This is a genomic window from Streptomyces sp. NPDC001668, assembly GCF_042893155.1.
Lineage (GTDB): Bacteria > Actinomycetota > Actinomycetes > Streptomycetales > Streptomycetaceae > Streptomyces.
On sequence record NZ_JBIAUQ010000002.1, the window covers coordinates 652,173 to 673,499 of the forward strand.

Consider the following 21,327-nt stretch of genomic DNA (forward strand, 5'->3'; position numbering starts at 1 on the left):
CGGCCCGCCTCGCCCGCCGGCCCTTCAGGACGCGAACCGGTCCCGCAGCTCCCGCTTGAGGATCTTCCCGCTCGCGTTCCGCGGCAGCTCGTCCACGAACAGCACCCGCTTGGGCGCCTTGAAGTGGGCGAGCTTCTCCCGGGCGTGGTCGAGGAGTTCGGCCTCGGTGACCTCACCGCGCGGGACGACGACCGCCGTGACGGCCTCGATCCACCGCTCGTCGGGCAGGCCGACGACGGCGACCTCGGCGACGGCGTCGTGCGTGTACAGGGCGTCCTCGACCTGGCGTGAGGCGACCAGCACGCCACCGGAGTTGATGACGTCCTTCACCCGGTCGACGATCGTGAAGTACCCGTGGGCATCCCGCACGGCGAGGTCGCCGGAGTGGAACCAGCCGTCCCGGAAGGCCGCTTCGGTCTCCTCGGGCTTGTCCCAGTAGCCCTCGCACAGCTGCGGGGACTTGTAGACGATCTCGCCGGGCGTGCCGTCCGGTACGTCCTTGCCGTCCTCGTCCACGACCCGTGCGTCGACGAACAGCACGGTGCGGCCGCAGGAGTCCATCCGCCCCTTGTGCTCGTCGGGCGCGAGGACGGTGGCCAGCGGGCCGATCTCGCTCTGGCCGAAGCAGTTGTAGAAGGCCAGCTTCGGCAGGCGCTCGCGCAGCCGTTCCAGGACGGGCACCGGCATGATCGAGGCGCCGTAGTACGCCTTGCGCAGTCCGCCGAGGTCGCGGGTGGCGAAGTCGGGGCGGTTGGACAGTGCGATCCACACCGTGGGCGGGGCGAACAGGCTGTCCGCGCGCCCCTGTTCGATCAGGTCGAAGAGCCGGTCGCCGTCGGGCGCGTCGAGGATGATGTTCGTCGCGCCGACCGCGAGGTACGGCAGCAGGAACACATGCATCTGGGCCGAGTGGTACAGCGGCAGCGAGTGCACGGGGCGGTCGCCGGCGCTCAGGTCGCAGGCGGTGATGGCGCTCAGGTACTCGTGCACCAGGGCGCGGTGGGTCATCATCGCGCCCTTGGGCAGCGCCGTCGTGCCCGAGGTGTACAGCAGCTGGACCAGGTCCTCGCTGCGCGGCTCCGGACCGTCGTACGGCGTCGTGGCGTCCAGGCGTGCCAGCAGGGAGTCGTCGGTGTCCCGCAGGGGCAGCGTACGGACGCCGTCGGGGAGTCGCCCGGCGAGGTCGGGGTCCGCGAGGACGAGCGTGCTGCCCGACTGGCCGACGATGTACGCGAGATCGTCCCCGGTGAGGTTCTGGTTGACCGGCACGTGCACCAGCCCCGCGCGGGCGCAGGCGAGGAAGGCGATCAGGTACGCGTCCGAGTTGTGGCCGTAGGCGCCGACCCGGTCACCGGGGTCGAGGCCCTGGTCGAGGAGCAGGCGCGCCGCGCTGGAGACGGCGTCGTCGAGTTCCTCGTACGTCCACGCTCGCTCGCCGTACTCCACCGCGACGCGTGCCGGGGTGCGCCGGGCGCTGCGCCGCAGCACCCCGTCAACCGTACTGCCGTGTCCAGGCGTCATACGGGACAACCTACCGGTTGGTACGCTCAACCGCTCCTTCCCTCAATGACGTTGGGAGGCACGATGCGCACCCGCCCCAGACGCGCCGTCATCGCTGCCGTGGCCCTGTTCGCTGCGGTCGGCACCCTGCCGGCCGCAGCCGCGCAGGACCGGCAGAAACAGGAACATCCGTCCCACGGCGGTCTGTCCGCCACCATCCGCTACACCGAGTACGGCATCCCGCACATCCTTGCGAAGAATTACGCGGACCTCGGCTTCGGCACCGGGTGGGCGCAGGCCGCCGACCAGATGTGCACGCTCGCCGACGGGTTCGTGACCGTGCGCGGCGAGCGTTCGCGGTTCTTCGGGGCCGACGCGCCCGCCGACGCAGCGCTCTCCTCGGCCACGAAGAACGTCTCCAGCGACCTGTACTTCCGCGGGGTGCGGGAGGCGGGGACGGTGGAGCGGCTGATGGCCGAACCGGCACCGCGCGGTCCGAGCCGTGCGGTGAAGGACCTGATGCGGGGCTTCGCCGCGGGCTACAACACCTGACTGAGGAAGAACCGGATCACCCACCCGGCGTGCCGGGGTGCCGACTGGGTGCGTCCCGTGTCGGTCCAGGACGTGGCCGCGCGCAACTTCGCGCCGGCCGTGCTGGGCGGCCAGGGCAGGGCCGTGGACGGCATCACCGCCGCGCAGCCGCCCGCGCCCACCACCCCGACGGCCGAAGCGCCAAACGCACGCGATGCCGCCCGCGCGGCCCGGGACCTGTTCGCCGCCGACTCCGCCGACATGGGCTCCAACGCCGTCGCCTTCAGCGGGGCCACGACGGCCAACGGCCGCGGACTCCTGCTCGGCAACCCGCACTACCCCTGGCAGGGCGGCCGCCGCTTCTGGCAGTCGCAGCAGACCATCCCCGGGGAACTGAACATCGCGGGCGGCTCGCTGCTCGGCTCGGCCACCATCTCCATAGGCCACAACGCCCAGGTGGCCTGGAGCCACACCGTCGCCACCGGGGTCACCCTCAACCTGCACCAGCTCACCCTGGACCCGGCCGACCCGACCACGTATCTGCTGGACGGCAGGCCCGAGCGGATGACCAGGCGCGAGGTGACCGTCGCCGTCAAGGACGGCGCACCGGTCACGCGGGCCCAGTGGTGGACGCGGTACGGACCGGTCGTCACCTCGCTCGGGGCCGCGCTGCCGCTGCCCTGGACGACCACGACGGCGTACGCCCTGAACGACCCGAACGCCACCAACCTGCGCGCCTCCGACACGGCCCTCGGCTTCAGCAGGGCCCGCGGCACGAGCGACGTACTGGGCGCGCTGAAGCGCACGCAGGGGCTGCCGTGGGTCAACACGATCGCCGCCGACTCACGGGGGCACACCCTGTTCACGCAGTCCCAGGTGCTCCCCCGGATCACCGACGAGCTGGCACAGCGCTGTTCCACCCCGCTGGGCAAGGTCACCTACCCCGCCTCGGGTGTGGCGGTCCTGGACGGCTCGCGCGGCGACTGCGCCCTGGGCAGCGATCCGGACGCCGTGCAGCCGGGGATCTTCGGGCCCGCGAAGATGCCGGTGCTCAAGGACGCGCCGTACGCGGAGAACTCCAACGACAGTGCCTGGCTGGCCAATGCCGAGCGCCCCGTCACCGGGTACGAGCGGGTGTTCGGCACCGTCGGGACCCAGCGCTCGATGCGGACGCGCGGTGCGCTGCGGGACGTGTCCGCGATGGCCGCGCGGGGGCGGTTGACCGTACGGGACCTTCAGGCGCAGCAGTTCGCCAACCGGGTGACCGCGGGCGGCCTCACGGCGGAGGACGCGGCGAGCGCATCGCCGTTCCCCTGCGGCACCGAGTCGCTGGGGGTTGTAGATGCTCGCCGGAGAGTGCACACGAGGGCGAATTAGCTAGATCGTGTGATCGTCTACTTGCGGGCTTGCGGAGTCCTGGGCCGATCGGGCTAACGTGATCGTGCGGCCTGGGACACCGGGTACGGCGTCAGCGTGCGGGGCCCCCGCTCCACCAGAGAGATGGTCCGGGGCCTCCCGGGCCCGGACCACGCACAGGATGCGTGTCGCCGCCCCGGGGTCGAGTACGCCGGGGACCAGTACGCCCAAGACCGTTCGGGGCGCGCGGCTGACGGACCCACTCCCGCTCAGTCCACAGGAACGGTGTGGAACAAGGTCGAGCCGGTGTGGGACCCGGCGGGCGGGTCCAGCTACATCCAGGCGGTGGGCTGGGACGGCGGGCGCTGCCCGGTGGCCCGGACCCTGCTGACGTACTCCCAGTCCTCGAACCCGGACTCACCGCACTTCAGCGACCAGACGCGGCTGTTCTCGGCGGAGAAGTGGGTGACGTCCCGGTTCTGCGAGAAGGACATTCTGTCGTCGCCGGCGCTGAGGGTGGTCCGGGTCCGTTCCTGAGGCCTTGAGGCTCACACCGGCCGGGAGCGCCCCTCCCAGTACGGGTCCCGCAGCCGTCGCTTGTACAGCTTGCCGTTGGGGTCGCGGGGCATCTCGGCGATGAAGTCGACGCTCTTCGGGCGCTTGTATCCGGCGAGTCGATCGGCGCAGTGGGCGAGGACGTCGGCGGCCAGGTCCGGCCCGGGTGTGTGGCCCGGGGCCGGTTCCACCACGGCCTTGACCTCCTCGCCCCAGTCGTCGTGCGGGATGCCGAAGGCGGCGGCGTCGGCGACGGCGGGGTGCTGGAGCAGGACGGACTCGATCTCGGCGGGGTAGATGTTCACCCCGCCGGAGATGATCATGTCGATCTTGCGGTCGCGGAGGAAGAGATAGCCGTCCTCGTCGAGGAGTCCCAGGTCGCCGACGGTGAAGAAGTCTCCGATGCGGTTCTTCCGCGTCTTGGCCTCGTCCTTGTGGTAGGCGAAGCCGCCGGTGTTCATCTTCAGGTACACGGTGCCCAGTTCACCGGGCGGCAGCCGGTTGCCGTCGTCGTCGAAGATCGCGAGTTCGCTGATCGGCCAGGCCTTGCCGACCGTCCCGGGCTTCTTCAGCCAGTCCTCGGCGGTGGCGAAGGCTCCGCCGCCCTCGCTGGCCGCGTAGTACTCCTCCACACAGGGCCCCCACCAGTCGAGCATCGCCCGCTTGACGTGGTCGGGGCAGGGGGCGGCGCCGTGGATGGCGTGCCGCATGGACGAGACGTCGTAGCGCGCTCGCACGTCCTCGGGCAGGGCCAGCAGTCGGTGGAACTGGGTCGGGACCATGTGGGTGTGGGTGCAGCGGTGTTCGTCGATGAGCCGCAGCATCTCCTCGGGCGTCCACTTGTCCATGAGGACCAGCCGGTGCCCGATGTGCAGGGACGCGGCCGCGAACTGGAGGACGGCGGTGTGGTACAGCGGCGAACAGACGAGGTGGACGTCGTCCCCGAAGGGCCGGATGCCGAAGATGCCGAGGAAGCCGCCGAGATACGCCTCCTCGGGCAGCTTGCCGGGCAGGGGCCGCCGGATACCGCGCGGGCGGCCCGTCGTCCCCGAGGTGTAGTTCATGACCCAGCCGAGTTCACGGTCAGCGGGGGGCGACTCCGGTTGCCCGTCGAGGAGTTCGGCGTACGGCCGGAAGCCCCCGACCTCGCCGACCGCGTACCGGCGGCTCGCCGGGAGGCCGGCCTCGTCGGCGGCCTGGCGTGCGGTCTCCCCGAACCTCTCGTGGGCGATCAGCACCTTGGCGCCGGAGTCGGCGACGATCCAGGCGATCTCGGGAGCGACGAAGTGGTGGTTGACCGGGACCAGGTAGAAGCCGGCCTGGCTGGCGGCGAGATGCGCGGTGAAGAACTCCGGTCCGTTGGGCAGGACGACGGCGAAGGCGTCCCCGCGTTCGAGGCCGGCGGCCCGCAGTCCGTGCACGAGCTGGTTGGCGGCGGCGTGGAGGCGGCCCGCGGTCCACGGCGAGCCGTCGGGGGCGATGAGGACCGTACGCGAAGGGTCCTGGGCGGCCTGGGCCCAGAAGCCCGCGGGAGGTGTGCTCGTCACTGGCCGCTCCTTCCGGCGATGCGGTTGATGCGATCGACGGCTTTTTCGAAGCCGCGGGTGAGGTCGTCGAAGACGGCCTGGACGCTGCGTTCGCTGGTCATCCGGCCGACGATCTGGCCGACGGGCGTACCCAGCAGAGGCTCCACCTCGTACTTCTGGATGCGCGAGACGGCGTCGGCGACCAGCAGGCCCTGGAGGGGCATGGGCAGGGTGCCGGGCCCCTCGGCGGAGTCCCAGGCGTCGGTCCATTCCGTACGGAGCTGGCGGGCGGGTTTCCCGGTCAGCGCGCGGGAGCGGACGGTGTCGCCGGAGCCGGCCGCGAGCAGCTTCTCGATCAGCTTGGGCGAGGGCAGCTCCGCCTCTGTGGTGGTCAGCCATATGGAGCCCAGCCACACCCCCTGGGCGCCGAGTGCCAGCGCGGCCGCCACCTGCTGACCGCTGCCGATTCCGCCCGCCGCCAGCACGGGCAGCGGGTCCACGGCGTCGACGACGTCCGGTGTGAGGACCATGGAGGCGATGTCCCCGGTGTGGCCGCCGGCCTCGTAGCCCTGGGCGACCACGATGTCGATGCCGCCCTCCTTGTGCTTGACCGCGTGCCGGGCGCTGCCCGCGAGGGCGGCGACCAGGACGTCGCGCTCGTGCGCCCGGGCCACGACGTCGGCGGGCGGGGAGCCCAGGGCGTTGGCGAGCAGCCGGATCGGATAGTCGAAGGCGACGTCCAGCTGGTTGCGGGCGACCTGTTCCATCCAGCCCGTGATGCGCCACCCGGACGCCTCGCCCTCGGCGAGTTCGGGCACGCCGTACTTGGCGAGGGTGTCCTGGACGAACTGCCGGTGCCCCTCGGGGATCATCGCCTCGACATCCGCCTCGGTCACCCCTTCGACCTTCTTGGCGGGCATGACGACGTCCAGGCCGTACGGCTTGCCGTCGACGTGGGCCTCGATCCAGTCGAGGTCGCGTTTGAGGTCGTCGGGGGCCGTGTAGCGGACCGCGCCGAGCACTCCGAAGCCGCCGGCCCGGCTGATGGCCGCGGCGACGGCGGGGAACGGCGTGAAGCCGAAGACGGCGTGCTCGACTCCCAGTTTCTTGCTCAGCTCCGTCTGCATGGGCGCAGGATGCCGCAGACCTCCGGACGACGGAAGAGGTTTTCTGATGCTCCGTCAGATTCAGGTCGCCGGATACGGTTGCGGGTGTTCCGGTGACTGGGAGGTCAGCCGCGGATGTCCAGCCGCTGGGTGCCGATGACCGACAGCAGCCGTAGCGCCTCCTCGGACGGGGAGCCGGGGGCGGCCGTGTAGATCACGACGTGCTGGTCGCGGTCGGCGATGTCCAGGACATCGCAGTTGACGACGACCGGACCGACGACGGGGTGGTCGAAGGTCTTGCAGAGCGTGGGGCCGGCCGTGACGTCATGGGCGGCCCACAGCCGGGCGAACTCCTCACTCCCGTCGAGGAGTTCCGCCACCAGGCCGGTCAGCTCCGGATCATCGGGATAGCGGGCGGAGGCGGCGCGCAGTTGCTGCACCGAGGAGACCGCGAACTCCTCCCCGTCGGAGACCCCGTACAGGGGCCGCCCCTCCGGGTGCGGGCCGAGGAAGGCGCGCCTCACGAGGTTGCGGTCGCGCCGGGACAGGGCGGAGAAGTCCTCCATGAGCGCCGCGGCCAGGTCGTTCCAGGCGATGACCTCGTGGGTGGCCGAGATGACGATCGCGGCGGCCTGCGGCAGCCGGTGCAGCAGGTCCACGATGCTCTGCCGCACCTCGCGGGAGGGGCCGGGCGGCGGGCCCGGCGGGGTGCCGGCCAGGTGGTGGAGGTGGTCGCGTTCGGCGTCCGACAGGCGCAGGGCGCGGGCCACCTGCGCCAGGACCTCCAGGGAGGGACGGGGAGCGCGTGCCTGCTCCAGGCGGGTGTAGTACTCGGTGGAGATGTACGCCAGCTGGGCCACCTCCTCGCGGCGCAGACCCGGGGTGCGGCGGCGCGGCCCGGCGGGCAGCCCCACGTCCGAGGGGGTGATGCGCGCGCGTCGGCTGCGCAGGAAGTCGGCCAGTTCTCGTCGGTCCACGGTCCCAGTGTGCGCGGGCGGCGGGCTGCCCAGCCAGGTACTGCCGGTGCCTGGATGCGCCTCGGCGCCGGCCGCAGGCTCGTCTCCATGGACAACACCATGACCACCACTCATCTGCTCGCCGGCAAGGTCGCCTTCGTCACCGGTGCCGGACGCGGTATCGGCGCGGCGGCCGCCCGGCTGTTCGCCCGCGAAGGCGCCCGTGTGCTCCTCGCGGCCCGCACGGAGTCCCAGCTCAAGGCGGTGACCGAGGAGATCCGCGCGGCGGGCGGCACGGCCGACTACGTCCGCTGTGACCTGGCCGACCCGGCGAGCGTGCGCGCCGCCGTGGACCGGGCCGTCGAGTTGTACGGCAGGCTCGACGTCGCCTTCAACAACGGGGCGACCATCCAGCAGCCCGGCCCCATGGACCAGCTGTCCGAGGCCGACTTCGACCACGTCGTCTCCGTCAACCTCAAGGGCCCCTGGCTGGCGATGAACGCCGAGATCGCCGCGATCCGGGCCACCGCCGGGACCGGCGCCATCGTCAACAACTCCAGTGTCGGCAGTCTGATGGCCAACCCGTGGCTGCCCGCGTACGGCGCCGCCAAGCGGGCGGTCAACAGCCTGACCGCGTCGGCCGCCGCCACGTACGGCCCGGAGGGCATCCGCGTCAACGCCCTCGCCCCCGGCACCACACTGACGGAGATGATCGACGAGTGGGAGACGAGCTCCCCGGGCATCGTCGAGCAACTCGTCGCACAGACCCCCCTGGGCCGCGGCGCCGACCCGGCCGAGATCGCCGAGGCGGCGGCCTGGCTGCTGAGCGACCGGGCCTCGTACGTCACCGGAGTGGTCCTCCGGGTCGACGGCGGGATCCGGGCCTGACGGTACGGGCAGGCAGGCGGGGGGGGCGTCAGCCGCCCAGCTCCTCCAGCACGGCCATCGCCGCGTTGTGCCCCGGCACCCCGCTCACCCCGCCGCCGCGCACCGCGCCCGCCCCGCACAGCAGCACGTTCGCGTGGCGGGTCTCCACGCCCCACCGCCCGGTGCCCTCCTCGGCGTACGGCCAGGACAGTTCTCGGTGGAAGATGTTGCCGCCGGGCAGCCGCAGGTCCCGTTCCAGGTCGAGCGGGGTCTTCGCCTCGATGCAGGGCCGGCCGTCCGCGTCCGTGGCCAGGCAGTCGGCCAGCGGTTCGGCGAGGTGGGCGTCGAGCTGGGCGAGGGTGGACTTGAGGAGTTCCTCGCGTACGGCGTCGTTGTCCCGGTCGAAGAGCCGGGCCGGGGTGTGCAGGCCGAACAGGGTGAGGGTCTGGTAGCCCTGCTCGACGAGGTCCGGGCCGAGGATCGTCGGGTCGGTGAGGGAGTGGCAGTAGATCTCGGAGGGCGGGGCGTCGGGCAGCCGGCCGGCGGCGGCCTGGGCGTGGGCGACGGCGAGCTGTTGGTAGCCCTCGGCGATGTGGAAGGTGCCGGAGAACGCCTCGCGCGGGTCCACCTCGGTGTCGCGCAGCCGGGGCAGGCGCTTGAGGAGCATGTTGACCTTGAGCTGGGCGCCTTCGGCGGGCGTGGGCGGCCCGTCGCCGGTGAGGGTGGCGAGCTCCCGCGGAGAGGCGTTGACCAGGACGTGCCGGGCGGCGACCGTGCCCTCCCCCTCGGCGGTGCGGTACGTGATCTCCGCCGAGCTTCCGTCCGCGGCGATCCCGACGACCTCGTGTCCGGTGGCGAGGACCGCGCCCGCCTCCCGTGCCGCGGTGGCCAGGGCGTCGGTGAGGGCGCCCATGCCGCCGACGGGCACGTCCCAGGCGCCGGTCCCGCCGCCGATCACGTGGTAGAGGAAGCAGCGGTTCTGCTTGAGGGTGGGGTCGTGGGCGTCGGCGAAGGTGCCGATGAGCGCGTCGGTCAGGACCACGCCCCGGACCAGGTCGTCGGCGAAACGGTCCTCCACGGCCACACCGATCGGCTCCTCGAACAGGACCCGCCAGGCCTCCTCGTCGTCCACCCGCAACCGCAGTTCGTCCCGGGTGGGCAGGGGCTCGGTGAGAGTGGGGAAGATCCGCTGCGCGACGCGGCCCGTCAGGTCGTAGAACCGCTGCCAGGCCCGGTACTCGCCTTCGCCGCCGGTGAGCCGGGCGAAGGCCTCCCTGGTGCGGCGCTCACCGCCGCCGACGAGCAGTCCGGTCGGCCTGCCGTCGCGTTCCACGGGGGTGTACGAGGAGACGTTGCGGGTGCGGACGCGGAAGTCCAGGCCGAGGTCGCGGACGATCTTCCTGGGCAGCAGGCTGACCAGGTACGAATAGCGGGACAGCCGGGCGTCCACCCCCGCGAACGGCCGCGTGGAGACCGCCGCGCCCCCGGTGTTCCCGAGCCGCTCCAGGACCAGTACGGAGCGTCCGGCCCGGGCCAGATAGGCGGCGGCGACCAGGCCGTTGTGGCCCCCGCCGACGATGACGGCGTCGTAGCGGCGGTGGTGTCCCTCGTGTGCAGGCATGGTTCTTCGTAACACGTGGTGATCTAGGTCGGCCAGAGGTGCGCGGCAGCCGACCCACGGCCCCGCTCCCGGGTCACCGCGCTCCGGAGGCCCGCTGCTGCCGCAGTACCGCGACCCGGCGGTAGAGCTCGACCGCCTCCGCGCCCCGGCCGAGCTGTTCCAGGCAGTGGGCCTCGTCGTTGCGGCTGGCGAGGGTGTCGGGGTGGTCGGCGCCGAGGACGCGTTCGCGGGCGGCGGCCACGGTGCGGTACTCGGTCAGGGCGTCCGTCCAGCGGCCGAGCCAGCCGAGGCCGACGGCGACCTCGCGGCGGCTGACCAGGGTGTCCGGGTGGTCGGCGCCAAGGACACGTTCGCGGATCGCGCACACGTCCCGGGACTCGGCGAGGGCCTCTTCCCAGCGGCCGAGGCGTCCGAGGTTGACGCCGAGGCCGTGGCGGGCGCGCAGGGTCTCGGGGTGGGCCGGGCCGTGGACGCGGGTGCGGTCCTCGATCAGGTCGCGGTAGAGCTGGAGCGCGTCGGCGCTGCGCCCGAGGCGGCCGAGGCTGATGCCGACCTCGTAGCGGGCGGCGAGGGTGTCGGGGTGGCCGGGGCCGAGGGCCCGGACTCGGGCCTCGGCGACCTCGTGATAGGTCTGAAGGGCCTCGCCCCAGCGTCCCAACTGGCCGAGCGCGTAGGCGACTTCGTAACGGGTGACCAGTGTGTCGGGGTGCTCCGGGCCCAGCACCCGGGCGCGTGCCGCGGCCACCTCGCAGGCCATGCGGTACGAGTCCTCCAGGCGGCCGAGTCTGCTGAGGTTGAAGGCGAGGTTGTGGCGGCAGCGCAGGGTGTCCGGGTGGTCCGGGCCCATCCCGCGCTCGCGGGCGGCGAGCACCGAGTTGTAGACCTGGTGGGCGTCGAAGTGGCGGCCCAACTGGCCGAGGACGTACGCCATCTCCTGGCGGACGGCGAGGGTGTCGGGGTGGTCGGCGCCCAGGGTGCGGGTCCTGGTCGCGGCCACGTGCTTGTACTCGCGCAGGGCGTCGGCGGCGCGGCCGGTGCGGCTGAGGGTGAAGGCGACCTCGTAGCGGCTGGCCAGGGTGTCGGGGTGGTCGGGGCCGAGCAGGTGCTCGCGTTCGGCGGCGACCGCGCGGTGCACCTCGCCGGCCTCCGCCCAGCGGCCCAGGCGCCCCAGACTGAGCCCCGCGTTGTGCCGTCCGGCGAGCGCCGTGAGGGCCTGCGCGGAGGGCGGCGGCTGGTCCGGCACGGGCTCCTCGACGCGGCCGGTGGCGGGTCGGGCGATCCACTCACCGGTGAGACCGGCCCCGGCGTCCGGGGGTGTGGTGACGAGGCCCGCGCCGGTGGCCTTGTGGCCGGTCGTCATGCCCCGGGTCCAGGAGGGCAGCCGGGTCTCGCGGGCCCGGTCCGGCCTAGGCGGGTCGAAGTCGGGGCGCGGGGTCACCACGGTGGGCACGTACGCCGGTGTGGTGCGGCCCAGCGTGATCCGTCGGCCCAGCTCACGCGCGTCGTGCGGGCGTTGTTCGGGCTGTTTGGCCAGCAGGTCGAGGATGACCTTGTCGAGGTACTCGGGGAGTTCGGCGCGGTGGCTGCGCGGCGGCCGGGGTGGGGTGTCGCGATGGCCGACGAGGATCGCCCACGCGTCCTCCAGGTCGAACGGCGGTGCCCCGGTGGCGATCTCGTACAGCACGCAGCCCAGGGAGTACAGGTCGCTGCGCTGGTCGACCTCGGAACCGCCTATCTGCTCCGGCGACATGTAGTGCGGGGTGCCCATCGCGATGCCGGTGCCGGTCAGCCGGGAGGTGAAGTCGACGTCGTGGCCGAGGCGGGCGATGCCGAAGTCGCAGATCTTCACGGTGCCGTCGGTGAGCCGGACGATGTTCGCGGGCTTCAGGTCCCGGTGCACGATGCCCTGCTGGTGAGTGTAGGCGAGGGCGGCGGCGACCTGGTCGGCGATCTCGACGACGTCGGCGACCGGCAGGGGGTGCTGTTTGTTGTCCTCCAGGAGCTGGCTGAGGTTGCGCCCCTCCAGGAGCTCCATCACCAGGTAGAGGACACCGTCGAACTCGCCGAAGTCATGGACGACGGTCACCCCGCGATGGCTGAGCGCGGCGGCCACCCGGGCCTCCCGCCGGAACCGCTCGCGCAGGACCCGGGTGAAGGACTGGTCGCGCTGCCCGCCCAGCGGCTTGAGGCACTTCACGGCGACATGGCGGCCCAGCGACTCGTCGCGGGCCCGCCACACCTCGCCCATGCCCCCGCGCCCGATCAGGTCGAGCAGTCGGTACCGCCCCTGGATGAGCCTGCTGTCCCCCATCTCCTGCGACCGCCCCCGTAGAGTTCGTCCCGCCCTCCCCTGGCTCGTCCAGTATGGCGACCTATCGTCCGAGTTTGTACGGGGCGGGCCGGGTGCCCGGTCCGAGCCGTGCCATGGCACGGAGGATGTGTTTGGGCGGGAGTTGCCAGCGCAGACGTGCGGGGACGCAGCGCAGCAGGGTGCCGGTGGCACGCAACCGACGGGTGACAGCGGTGGGTTCGGGGGCTTTCCTGCCGTACAGCTCGTGGGCGTACGGCGGCAGGGCGGCGTACGCCAGCTGCGCCACGCGCCGCCACAGCACCTCGCGCGCCGGGACCAGGAGGGGGTGCGTCGGCGGGCGGAGCAGGAAGTCGTCCACGGCGCGGGACTCCGGCGTGGCGGCGAGTTCGGGCAGCACCTTGTCGAAGTAGGCGGCCATCTCCGCCCGGTTCGCCGGTACGGCGTCGGGGTCCAGGCCCACCAGGCGGGCGCTCACCCGGTGTTCGGCCATGTAGCGGTCGGCCTGCTCGTCGGTGAGGGGGAAGCCGGAGCGGCGGGCGACCTGGAGGTAGGAGTCGATCTCCGCGCAGTGCACCCACAGCAGGAGGCCGGGTTCGTCGACGCCGTAGCGTTCGCCGGTGCCGGGGTCGGTCGCCCCGAGCATGCTGTGGATCTTCCGGACCCGGGCGCCGGCCTTCTCGGCGGCCTCGGTGGTGCCGTAGGTCGTGGTGCCGACGAAGTTCGCGGTGCGCATCAGCCGGCCCCAGGCGTCGCGCCGGAAGTCGGAGTTCTGCATGACTCCGCGCACCGCCCGCGGGTGCAGGGCCTGGAGGTAGAGGGCGCGGATGCCGGCGACCCACATCATCGGGTCGCCGTGCATCTGCCAGGTCACGGACGTCGGACCGAACAACCCCGGGTCACCTGTCATGCCCGCAGGCTAACGCCGTACCCTCGGCATACCCAGACCGATCCACGAGATAATCTCCCGCTGGATCTCGTTGTTGCCGCCGCCGAAGGTGAAGATCACCGCCGAGCGGTACCCGCGCTCCAGTTCGCCGTGGAGGACGTCTCCCGCCGAGCCCTCCTTCAGCGCGCCGGCCGCCGCGACGATCTCCATGAGCCACGCGTAGGCGTCCCGGCGGGCCTCGGAGCCGTAGACCTTGACCGCGGAGGCGTCCTGCGGGGTGAGCGTGCCGTCCTGGACGGCGTTCACCATCCGCCAGTTGAGGAGTTTGAGGGCGTCGAGCCGGGTGTGGGTCTGGGCGAGGCGGCGGCGCACCCACGGCAGGTCGACCACGCGGCGGCCGTCGGCCAGCTTGGTCTCCATGGCCCAGCGCTGGACGTTCTGCAGGGCGCGGATCGCCATGGTGCCGTGGGCGGCCAGCGTGACGCGCTCGTGGTTGAGCTGGTTGGTGATCAGCCGCCAGCCCTGGTTCTCCTCGCCGACCCGGTGCGAGACGGGGACGCGGACGTTCTCGTAGTAGCTGGCCGTGGTGTCGTGCGAGGCGAGGGTGTTGATGACCGTGCAGGAGTAACCGGGGTCGGTGGTCGGCATCAGGAGCATGGTGATGCCCTTGTGCGGCGGGGCGTCCGGGTCGGTACGCACGGCGAGCCAGACCCAGTCGGCGGTGTCCCCGTTGGTGGTCCAGATCTTGTGGCCGTTGACGACGTACTCGTCGCCGTCGCGCACCGCGCGGGTCTTCAGGGAGGCCAGGTCGGTGCCCGCGTCGGGCTCGCTGTAGCCGATCGCGAAGTCGATCTCACCGGAGAGGATGCGCGGCAGGAACCAGGACTTCTGCTCCTCGGTGCCGTACCGCATGATCGTCGGCCCGACGGTGTTGAGGGCCATCAGCGGCAGCGGTACGCCGGCCTGGGCGGCCTCGTCGAAGAAGATGAACTGTTCCATCGCGGTCAGGCCGCGGCCGCCGTACTCCTTGGGCCAGCCGACGCCGAGCCAGCCGTCGATGCCGAGGCGGCGGATGGTGTCGCGGTAGAAGCGTTTCTGGGCGTCCCGGTCGGTGAAGCGCGCGTGCGCGTTGTCCGGGACCAGGTCGGCGAAGTAGGTGCGCAGTTCGGTGCGCAGCCGCTGCTGCTCGGGCGTGTGGTCGAGATGCACGGCGCCTCCAGGCTCCCAGGCCGGTCCTGACGGCGCACACGGTAGAACGTGTTCCAGAAATTGGGAACGGTCAGACGAGGGTCGCCATGAAGTCCGTGCAGGCCTGGGCACACTCGCGGCACGCCTTGGCGGCGTCCTCGCAACCGGCGTGCCGGTCCATGACCTGCGCGCACTCCAGGCACACCGACCGGCACCATTCCAGCTGGACGCGGATGCCGGCCTCGTCGAGGTGGTTCTCCTCGGACAGCACCCGGCAGGTCGCGTCGCACACCTCGGCGCACATGATGCCCTTGCGCCGCAGTAGTTCCTGCTCCTCGCTCCCGTCCGGGTCGACCAGGCTCGCACGCAGCGCGCAGGCCCGTGCGCACTCGGTGCAGGCCTGGGCACACGCGAACCGGTCCTCCAGGAACCGGAAGAGCTCCTGCTGAGAAGTCGAAGTCGTCACAACGGGCGGGTAGCCGGGCTCCGGGCCGCCAAACCCCGAGATCCCGCGGGTTTCCGTCTCTGCGGGACGGGTCGGTTCGCTCCGGTGACCAGGGGTACTCGCGTGGCATGAACCAAGCCCTGAACAGCGAATGGATGGACATGGCCGCGGGCCGGGGCGGCCTCGCGGCCGGAGTGATCGCCGCGGGAGTGGTGGTCGTGGCCGTGCTGATCGGCGCCTTCTTCCTCGGCTCCCGCCTCAGGCGCCGCGAGTCGCGTCCGCCCACTCCCGAGGAACAGCCGAGGCTGCCCGATGACGGGCCGGTCCGTGAGGTCCGGGAGCACCGGGAGCCCGACGAGGTGCCCCGCAGCGACACCCGGCTGACCCCGCACGAACTGCCCAACCACGGCAACAGTCCGACCCGGACCGGGTCGTCGCAGGAACGGCCCCGCTGGGACGAGGGCAGCAGCGGATCGTTCGGCAGTGGCGGGCCGGGGGGCGGCTGACACCCACCGCCCTGCACGCACTGCTGCTGGAGACGGCCGCCCCTCACTCACCGAGCCGGGCGGCCGTCTCCAGCAGCAGTGCGTGCACGAAGGCCTGCGGGAGGTTGCCGCGCAGCTGGCGCTGGGCGATGTCGAACTCCTCCGCGTACAGGCCGGAGGCCCCGCAGGCGCCCCGGTTGCGTTCGAACCAGCGGTACGCCTCGACGGTTCGGCCCTGCTGGTGTTCGGCGAGCGCCATGACGAGCCCGCACAGCAGGAAGGCGCCCTCGGCCTCTTCCAGGGGGCGCTCGTCGTGTCGGAAGCGGTAGAGGAAGTGGTCGTCGGCCAGTTCACGACGGCACGCGGCGAGGGTGGCCCGGGTGCGCGGGTCGTCGGCGGTCAGGGCTCCGCGTACGCCGGGCAGCAGCAGGGCGGCGTCCACGGACGGGTCGTCGGGGGTGCGCTGCCAGTGGCCGTCGGGGTGGAGGCAGGTCTTTTCGGCGTCGTGGAGGAGCGTGCCGGCCAGGGCGGTGCAGGTGTCGGCGAGCGGATGGCGGGGTGCCGCCGCGGCCACGGCCCGTAGCCCGGCGACACAGATGAGCCTGCTGTGGGTCCACAGTCGGTCGCCCAATTCCCAGATCCCCGCGTCGGGTTGACGCCACCGGCCGGCGATGGCCCGCACTGCCGTCTCCACGGCCTTCCAGTGGCCCGCGTCGAGGCGCCCGTGGCGTTCGGCGGCCGCGAGCAGCAGAAGGGCCTCGCCGAAGCAGTCGAGCTGGAACTGCTCGCGGACCTGGTTGCCGACGCGGTCGAAGCCACCGGGGTAGCCGGGCAGGTCGAGTTCGCGCTGGGCGGGGACGGGGTCGCCGTGCACGGTGTAGGCGGGCACCAGCCGGGGCCCGTCCGCGTGCAGGCGCTCGGTGACGAAGCCGACGGCCGCGTCGAGGAGGTCGTGGGCGCCGACGGCCGCGGCGGCCTGGCCCGCGTAGCTCTGGTCGCGGATCCACACGTACCGGTAGTCGTAGTTGCGGCCCTCCTCGGCGCGCTCGGGCAGGCTGGTCGTGGCCGCCGCGACCATGCCCCCGCCCTGCGCGGTGAGGCCGCGCAGGACGGCGTACGCCCGCCGTGCGTCGCGGGGGGCGACGGTGCCGTCGAGGGCGGGGACGGTCTTGTGCCAGGCGGCTTCGGTGGCGGCCCAGACCCGCTCCGGCTCCGGGGGTTCGGCCGGCAGGGGGGACACGGCGCACTCCAGGACGAGTTCGTGCCGCTCGCCGGGCTTCAGCTCGATCTCGGTGGTCAGCCCCCGCTCCCCCGCGACGGCGTGGGGGGCTCCCTGCCAGCGCCATCGGTGCCGTCCGGTGCGCAGTTCCCACACACCGTCGTCGGCACGGCGGACCGAGCCGCGGTCGATCGGTGTCGCGCCGTAGTCGCTGTGCGGGTCGAGGACCACACGGACCCGGGCGGGGCCGTCCACGGCGCGCAGTTGCCGCAGCAGGACGAGGCGGTCCGGGTCGCCGGGGAAGGCGAGGGCCTCACGGCACTCGACGATGCCGTCGTCGGTGACCCAGCGGCTGCGCCAGATGAGCGTGCCGTCCTCGTAGTAGCCGCCGAAGACGTACCGGCCGACAGGAGTGACGGCGTACGCGCCCCGACCGCCGACCAGACCGGCGAAGACTGCCTCGTCGTGCCAGGTGGGGGCGCACATCCACCCGATGGCGCCGTCGGGCCCGATGAGCGCCCCGCGCTCACCGTCGGCCAGCAGCGCGTAGTCGTGCAGTGCGTGGGGCGGGAAGGGGGTGCTCATGGCGTACGGGTACCCAGGGGGTGGGGAGGTCAACGGGGGTGTCGAGGGAGTGTCGAGGGGGGTGTCGCGACGCCCGGGAAGCCGTCGCTCCATCTGGCATCGCCCCGGTCGGTCAGACCTCCCCGCACCCGCCTGGCACGGCCCCTGCCCGGCCAGGAAGGCCTCCCACAGGGCGCCTCCGCCCCGCGACGATCCGCTCGCCCGCCGTTCCGGTCCGGGCCGGTCTGGTCCGGTCAGACCGGTGTCGGCCAGATCCCAGGGGGAAGCTGTCCGGCGCCCGGGTGGTCCGCAGCATGCCGAGGACGGCGGGGCCGAGCGCCCCGTCCGGCTGACTCCCGGGCAGGCAGGCCCAGGGCGCACACCGACGGCAGCCGGTGAAGCCCCCCTCCCCCCGCGAACCGGCTCACCCCAGACACCGCCAACTACTTTGCGGATCCCATGCGTTGACCCGCCTCCTGCGCCACAGCAGAATGAGCCCGCCCCTTTGAGAGCGCTCTCACCCATCGCGGCCCGTACCTCCCGAGGAGACCCATGACCGGCAGCCCCCGCCCGCCCCTCAGCCGCCGTACGCTCATCGGGGCCGGCCTCGGAGTCGCGGCCCTCACCGCGACCAGCACCGGCACCGCCCGGGCGTCGCAAGGCGCGTCCGCGGCCTCCGCGCCCCGCCGCGCGCAGACCTTCCTCGCCACCGCCATGGACGCCTACCCGGACCACGGTGCCCTCCGGCTCACCCAGAGCTACACGGACCAGGCGGGACTGTTCAGCACGGCGTTCACGTACGACAACGCCCTCGCCGTCCTGGCACATCTCGCCTGCCCGGGGGGCGAGTCGCGGGCCGTGGCCCTCGGTGACGCGCTGCTGTACGCCCAGACCCACGACCCCGTGTTCGACGACGGCCGGCTGCGGCAGGCGTACAACGTCGGGCCGTACACCTTCTACGACGGCTCCCCGCAGCCGGACGGGTTCGTCAAGGCGGACGGTACGGCCAACGTGGGTACACAGTTCGGCTTCACCGGAACCGCCGTGGGCGACATGGCGTGGGCCGGTATCGCGCTGAGCGCGCTCGCCGGGCGGACCGGTGAGCGGCGCTTCCTCACCGGCGCGGTGCGGATCGGCGAGTGGATCGAGCGGGTGGGACGGACCGACGAGCCGCTGGGCGGCTACAAGTTCGGGGTCGACGGGGCCGACCGGAGACTGCCGTTCACCTCGACCGAGCACAACACCGACCTGGTCGGCCTGTTCGGGCGGCTGGCCCGGCTGACCGGGGACAGGGTCTGGCGGGAGCGCCGCGCGCGGGCCAGGGCCTTCGTCGAGAAGATGTGGGAGCCGTCGGGGGGCTTCTTCTACACCGGCACCAACGACGGCGTGACGGTCAACAGGTCCCCCGTCCCGGAGGACACCCAGACCTGGACCCACCTCGCCCTCGCCTCCCCGGCCCACTCCCGCTCCCTCGACTGGGCCGCGGCCGAGCTGGCGGTACGGGACACCGCCGACCACCCCAACAGCACGGTTCCCTCCGGGCAGTCCTACGAGGGCGTCACCTTCAGCTCCGCGAGCCTGCTGGCGAACGAGGGCGCCCCGATCGCGGACGGCCAGCCGAGGCCCGACCGCAACGGCGTCTGGTTCGAGGGCACCGCCCACCTCGCGCTCGCGCTGCGCCACCGGGGAGACTCCGGCGACGAGAAGCGCGCCCGCAGGCTGCTCGGCTCGATCGAGCGCGCCCAGGACCTGCTCGGCGGCGCCCAGACGGTCGGCGGCACGGCCCTCCCGGCGCGCTCCGGGGTCGTCTCGGCGAGCAGCCCGCTCGACACCGGTTTCGGGTTCGGCTACTACCCGTACCGGCACACCGGCGCCACCGCCTGGTACCTCCTGGCGGTGGCCCGCGCCAATCCGCTGCGGGGGTGATCGCCCGCACGGCGGTGACGTGGCGACCGGGGCGGCACGGTGCATGGCAACCGGCGGCGTGGCGATCTTTGCTGCCCCATTGCAGGGAGATGACCGGATAACTGCTGATCCATGACCGGAAGCCTGCCTGCGTGCACCCATGATGGTCGGCGTAAGTAAGGCGTGCCTTCGCTAACCAGCGACCGCGGCGGGCCGAGAACGACTGTCAGAAGGGGTCTCAGCGCCCATGTGGGACGACGCGTTTCCCAGCTTCCTCATCGGACTGCGGGAGGGCCTGGAGGCCGGGCTGATCGTCTCCGTTCTCGTCGCCACGCTGGTGCGGTCCGGTGCGCGAGCCCGGCTGCCGCAGGTGTGGACGGGCGTCCTGGCCGCGGTCTCCCTCGCCCTGAGTTTCGGCGCCGTGCTGACCTTCACCGCGGCATCCCTGTCCGGGACCGCCCAGGAGGCGTTCGGCGGCGCCCTGAGCGTGGTGGCGGTCGGCTTCGTCACCGCGATGGTGTTCTGGATGCGCCGCTCGGCGCGCACCTTCTCCGGCGAGATCCGGGAGAAGGTCACCGGGGCGCTGGGCATGGGCGCGGGCATGCTGATCGTCACGTCGTTCCTGGCGGTGGGCCGCGAGGGCCTGGAGACCGCGCTGTTCCTGTGGACCACGGCCCGCGCGGCCGGCGAGTCCGCGGGTCCGCTGACCGGTGCCGGCATCGGCCTGGTCCTCGCGGCGGGCCTGTGCTGGGGGCTGTACCGCCGCGTCCTGCACATCAACCTGACGAGGTTCTTCACCGCCACCGGAGCCGTCCTCGTCGTCATCGCGGCGGGCGTGCTCGGGTACGGTCTGCGCGACCTCCAGGAGGGCGGGGTGCTGCCCGGCGGGACGTCGTACGCCGTCGATCTGGGCGGCAGCGTCGACGCGGGGGCCTGGTACAGCACCCTCGTGCAGGGCGTGTTCAACCTGACGCCGACCATGACCTGGCTCCAGGTGGCCGCGTACGCGGGCTATCTCGCGGTGGTGATGACGCTGTTCCTGCGCGGCGCTGCGACCCGTCCGGCGCCGCCCGCCCCGAAGGCGCGGGAGACGAAGCCCGCCGGCCCGGCGGCGTCCGCCCGGCGCCGCCCCGCCTGGGCCGTCCCCGTCGCGGTCGTCACCGTGCCCGCCGTACTGGCGGGGGCGGCCGTGGCCCTCGGCGGTTCCCGTCCGGCCGGTGCCCAGACCGTGGCCGTGTCCGAGACGGACTGCGGCCAGGGCTTCACCGCACCGAAGCCGGGCCGCCGGACCTTCCGGATGCACAACACCGGGACCAGGACCTCCGAGGTCTACCTCATGGACCCGGACACGGGCGCGGTCTACGGCGAGGTCGAGGGCCTCGCACCCGGCACCACCCGCGATCTGGCCGCGACCGTCACGGGCGGCACATACGCCTGGCGCTGTGTGCCCAGCACCGGCAAGGCGGTCACCTCCCGCGTGGTCCGGGTCACGGGCGGCGGTGGGACCACGACGGCGGTCGTCCCGGTCTCCGCCGCCGACCTCACCGCGCCCCTCACGGCGTACAAGGCCTACGTCGACAAGGGCCTGACCGCCCTGGCCACCCAGACCCGGCGGCTCAGCGCCGATGTCAGGGCGGGCCGTCTCGGCACGGCCCGCGCCGACTGGCTGACCGCGCACCGCACCTACGCCTCGCTCGGCGCCGCCTACGGCACCTTCCAGGACTACGACCAGAAGATCGACGGCAGGCCGGACGGACTCCCCGGCGGAGTGCACGACAAGGACTTCTCCGGCTTCCACCGGATCGAGTACGGCCTGTGGCACGGCGAGTCCGCGAGCGGACTGACCGCGCCCGCCGAGCGGCTGGCCGCCGACGCCGCCGGACTGCGCAAGGCGTTCCCCACCCAGGACTTCGACCCCGGGGACCTGCCGCTGCGCGCCCACGAGATCCTCGAGAACACCCTCCAGTTCGAACTGACCGGCGACGCCGACCAGGGCAGCGGCACCGAACTCGCCACCGCCGACGCCAATCTCGCCGGCACCCGCGAACTGCTCACCGTCCTGCGGCCGTTGCTGACCAGCCGCGCCCCGCGTCTGCTGCCCACCGTCGGCGCCGACATCGCCCGGGTGCAGAAACTGCTCGACTCCGCGCACCACGGTGGGAGTTGGACCCCGGTCGACCGGCTCGACGCGACCACGCGAGCCCGGCTGAACGGGGCCACCGGGCAGCTCCTGGAGGATCTGTCGCCGGTGCCGGACCTGCTGGAGATCAGGAAGTCCGCGTGAAGACCGACGCACACGCACACGA

14 protein-coding genes and 1 pseudogene are annotated in these 21,327 nt (G+C 72.6%); 5 read left to right on the forward strand and 10 right to left on the reverse strand.

Annotated features, from left to right (window positions below):
- Positions 1–24: 24 nt before the first annotated feature.
- Complete coding sequence (locus tag ACFYZ8_RS08430; RefSeq protein WP_388531321.1) at positions 25–1,521, reverse strand: acyl-CoA synthetase; 1,497 nt, start codon at positions 1,519–1,521, stop codon at positions 25–27.
- Positions 1,522–1,584: 63 nt separating this feature from the next.
- On the opposite strand from ACFYZ8_RS08430, the pseudogene ACFYZ8_RS08435 reads away from it, so the two are divergent.
- Positions 1,585–3,924: pseudogene (locus tag ACFYZ8_RS08435) on the forward strand (penicillin acylase family protein).
- Positions 3,925–3,935: 11 nt separating this feature from the next.
- Here the strand turns inward: ACFYZ8_RS08435 and ACFYZ8_RS08440 are convergent.
- The 3 genes from ACFYZ8_RS08440 to ACFYZ8_RS08450 form a co-directional block, all read right to left on the reverse strand.
- A complete protein-coding gene (locus ACFYZ8_RS08440; protein WP_388531319.1) occupies positions 3,936–5,489 on the reverse strand; it encodes an acyl-CoA synthetase in 1,554 nt (517 codons plus the stop codon).
- A complete protein-coding gene (locus ACFYZ8_RS08445) occupies positions 5,486–6,595 on the reverse strand; it encodes a nitronate monooxygenase (RefSeq protein ID WP_388531317.1) in 1,110 nt (369 codons plus the stop codon). Before ACFYZ8_RS08445 ends, ACFYZ8_RS08440 begins: the two co-directional genes overlap by 4 nt.
- Positions 6,596–6,699: 104 nt before the next feature.
- Complete coding sequence (locus tag ACFYZ8_RS08450) at positions 6,700–7,551, reverse strand: helix-turn-helix transcriptional regulator (protein WP_359037040.1); 852 nt, start codon at positions 7,549–7,551, stop codon at positions 6,700–6,702.
- A 54-nt stretch (positions 7,552–7,605) separates the two neighbouring features.
- Between ACFYZ8_RS08450 and ACFYZ8_RS08455 the strand changes: the two genes are divergently transcribed.
- Positions 7,606–8,418 carry an SDR family NAD(P)-dependent oxidoreductase gene (locus ACFYZ8_RS08455; RefSeq protein ID WP_388531315.1) on the forward strand — a complete coding sequence of 271 codons (813 nt, stop codon included), beginning with the start codon at positions 7,606–7,608 and terminating at the stop codon, positions 8,416–8,418.
- A gap of 28 nt (positions 8,419–8,446) precedes the next feature.
- On the opposite strand, the gene ACFYZ8_RS08460 is transcribed toward ACFYZ8_RS08455, so the two are convergent.
- The 5 genes from ACFYZ8_RS08460 to ACFYZ8_RS08480 form a co-directional block, all read right to left on the reverse strand.
- Complete coding sequence (locus ACFYZ8_RS08460) at positions 8,447–10,018, reverse strand: phytoene desaturase family protein (protein WP_388531313.1); 1,572 nt, start codon at positions 10,016–10,018, stop codon at positions 8,447–8,449.
- 73 nt (positions 10,019–10,091) lie between these two features.
- Positions 10,092–12,329: a tetratricopeptide repeat protein gene (locus ACFYZ8_RS08465; RefSeq protein WP_388531310.1), complete on the reverse strand. Its 2,238-nt coding sequence runs from the start codon at positions 12,327–12,329 to the stop codon at positions 10,092–10,094.
- A gap of 61 nt (positions 12,330–12,390) precedes the next feature.
- Complete coding sequence (locus ACFYZ8_RS08470) at positions 12,391–13,236, reverse strand: oxygenase MpaB family protein (protein WP_388531307.1); 846 nt, start codon at positions 13,234–13,236, stop codon at positions 12,391–12,393.
- Between the two features lie 9 nt (positions 13,237–13,245).
- Positions 13,246–14,424, reverse strand: coding sequence for an acyl-CoA dehydrogenase family protein (locus ACFYZ8_RS08475; RefSeq protein ID WP_388531304.1), 1,179 nt, complete (start codon positions 14,422–14,424; stop codon positions 13,246–13,248).
- Between the two features lie 70 nt (positions 14,425–14,494).
- A complete protein-coding gene (locus ACFYZ8_RS08480) occupies positions 14,495–14,869 on the reverse strand; it encodes a ferredoxin (protein ID WP_359037027.1) in 375 nt (124 codons plus the stop codon).
- Positions 14,870–14,976: 107 nt separating this feature from the next.
- On the opposite strand from ACFYZ8_RS08480, the gene ACFYZ8_RS08485 reads away from it, so the two are divergent.
- Positions 14,977–15,354 (forward strand): DUF6479 family protein, encoded by a 378-nt coding sequence (locus tag ACFYZ8_RS08485; protein ID WP_359037025.1) that lies wholly within the window; start codon positions 14,977–14,979, stop codon positions 15,352–15,354.
- Positions 15,355–15,397: 43 nt separating this feature from the next.
- Here ACFYZ8_RS08485 and ACFYZ8_RS08490 read toward each other — a convergent pair whose 3' ends face one another.
- Positions 15,398–17,137, reverse strand: a complete 1,740-nt coding sequence (locus ACFYZ8_RS08490) for a glycoside hydrolase family 15 protein (RefSeq protein ID WP_388531300.1) — start codon at positions 17,135–17,137, stop codon at positions 15,398–15,400.
- Positions 17,138–17,668: 531 nt separating this feature from the next.
- Between ACFYZ8_RS08490 and ACFYZ8_RS08495 the strand changes: the two genes are divergently transcribed.
- Together ACFYZ8_RS08495 and efeU are read left to right on the forward strand one after the other, a co-directional pair.
- Positions 17,669–19,042 (forward strand): Tat pathway signal sequence domain protein, encoded by a 1,374-nt coding sequence (locus tag ACFYZ8_RS08495; protein WP_388531297.1) that lies wholly within the window; start codon positions 17,669–17,671, stop codon positions 19,040–19,042.
- A gap of 226 nt (positions 19,043–19,268) precedes the next feature.
- Positions 19,269–21,305, forward strand: a complete 2,037-nt coding sequence (gene efeU / locus ACFYZ8_RS08500) for an iron uptake transporter permease EfeU (RefSeq protein WP_388531294.1) — start codon at positions 19,269–19,271, stop codon at positions 21,303–21,305.
- Positions 21,306–21,327: the final 22 nt, after the last annotated feature.

What these genes read in the sequence shown, in the direction of transcription:
- efeU (WP_388531294.1), top strand. Translation starts at nt 19,269, where the DNA reads ATGTGGGACGACGCGTTTCCCAGCTTCCTCATCGGACTGCGGGAGGGC.
- ACFYZ8_RS08490 (WP_388531300.1), bottom strand. Translation starts at nt 17,137, where the DNA reads ATGAGCACCCCCTTCCCGCCCCACGCACTGCACGACTACGCGCTGCTG.
- ACFYZ8_RS08445 (WP_388531317.1), bottom strand. Translation starts at nt 6,595, where the DNA reads ATGCAGACGGAGCTGAGCAAGAAACTGGGAGTCGAGCACGCCGTCTTC.
- ACFYZ8_RS08485 (WP_359037025.1), top strand. Translation starts at nt 14,977, where the DNA reads ATGAACCAAGCCCTGAACAGCGAATGGATGGACATGGCCGCGGGCCGG.
- ACFYZ8_RS08430 (WP_388531321.1), bottom strand. Translation starts at nt 1,521, where the DNA reads ATGACGCCTGGACACGGCAGTACGGTTGACGGGGTGCTGCGGCGCAGC.
- ACFYZ8_RS08455 (WP_388531315.1), top strand. Translation starts at nt 7,606, where the DNA reads ATGCGCCTCGGCGCCGGCCGCAGGCTCGTCTCCATGGACAACACCATG.
- ACFYZ8_RS08465 (WP_388531310.1), bottom strand. Translation starts at nt 12,329, where the DNA reads ATGGGGGACAGCAGGCTCATCCAGGGGCGGTACCGACTGCTCGACCTG.
- ACFYZ8_RS08470 (WP_388531307.1), bottom strand. Translation starts at nt 13,236, where the DNA reads ATGACAGGTGACCCGGGGTTGTTCGGTCCGACGTCCGTGACCTGGCAG.
- ACFYZ8_RS08495 (WP_388531297.1), top strand. Translation starts at nt 17,669, where the DNA reads ATGACCGGCAGCCCCCGCCCGCCCCTCAGCCGCCGTACGCTCATCGGG.
- ACFYZ8_RS08460 (WP_388531313.1), bottom strand. Translation starts at nt 10,018, where the DNA reads ATGCCTGCACACGAGGGACACCACCGCCGCTACGACGCCGTCATCGTC.